At 59.7% G+C, this 947-nt stretch carries 1 pseudogene; it reads left to right on the top strand.

Going from position 1 to position 947, the window contains the following annotated elements:
• Nucleotides 1-211 precede the first annotated feature (211 nt).
• Nucleotides 212-838 (top strand): annotated as a pseudogene (locus ACDP63_RS25015) (LysR family transcriptional regulator); the annotation flags it as partial.
• Nucleotides 839-947 lie beyond the last annotated feature (109 nt).

Below are 947 nucleotides of genomic sequence, written 5' to 3'. Positions count from 1 at the left end.
CATCAGACCCGACGCAACAACCCGTCAGCTGACGGCCTTCGAGGCGCTTCAGGTTGCGCCAACTGCTCCGTGGTCGAGAGAGCGGTCAAAAATCGAGATGCCCCGCAGGTTCTGTCGCCTGCGATACCTGGATGATCCATGGCTGAGCCGTCGTTGTAAAATATCGAATTCGGCATTATTGATAACCAATGAGAATTAATCTGGGCACCACATGAGCCTTGATCTTCGACATCTGCGGGCCTTCGCCATGCTTGGACAGGAGCTGCATTTTCGCCGCGCCTCGGAAAGCCTGCGCGTGGCGCAGCCTGCGCTGACCAAGACGATCCAGCAGCTGGAGGACCATGTCGGCACGCCGCTTCTGGTGCGCTCGACGCGCCGGGTCGAGCTGACCGAGGCTGGCCGGGTCTTTCTGGCCGAGATCGCGGATGTGACGGCGCAGATTGACCGGGCGGTCGAGCGCGCCCGCAAGGCGGCGCGTGGCGTCCGGGGCGAGTTGCGCATTGCCTATACCGATTTCGCGATCAATGGCGCATTGCCGCATTTCCTGCGCGCCTTCAACGAGGCGCATCCCGACATCTACCTTGATCTGATCTTCATGCCGACGATCCATCAACACGAGGCGATCCTGCGCCATCGGATCGACATCGGCTTTCTTTACGGGGTCTTGGACCAGCAGCCGATCAACAGCCTGCCTTTTGACGAGAACGATTACGTTGCCATCCTGCCCGTGAACCACCATCTCGCGAAGCGCGATCAACTGGCGCTGAGCGACCTGAAGGCCGAGAAGTTCGTATTCGGAACGGGCGACAGCTGGATGATCTTTCGCAACCAGGTGTTTGCAGAATGGGGTCTGCTGCCGGACGGTGCTAAATCCTACGCTAAGCTCTTTTCGGCCACCTGTACTCCCCTGTGAGTAAGATGTGCGCCCATCCGAGGGGCGAGATGTG

Source organism: Paracoccus sp. P2 (assembly GCF_046335115.1).
Taxonomy (GTDB): domain Bacteria; phylum Pseudomonadota; class Alphaproteobacteria; order Rhodobacterales; family Rhodobacteraceae; genus Paracoccus; species Paracoccus pantotrophus.
The sequence above is the reverse complement of the archived record's forward strand: the minus strand, read 5'-3'. Positions and strand labels throughout refer to the sequence as shown.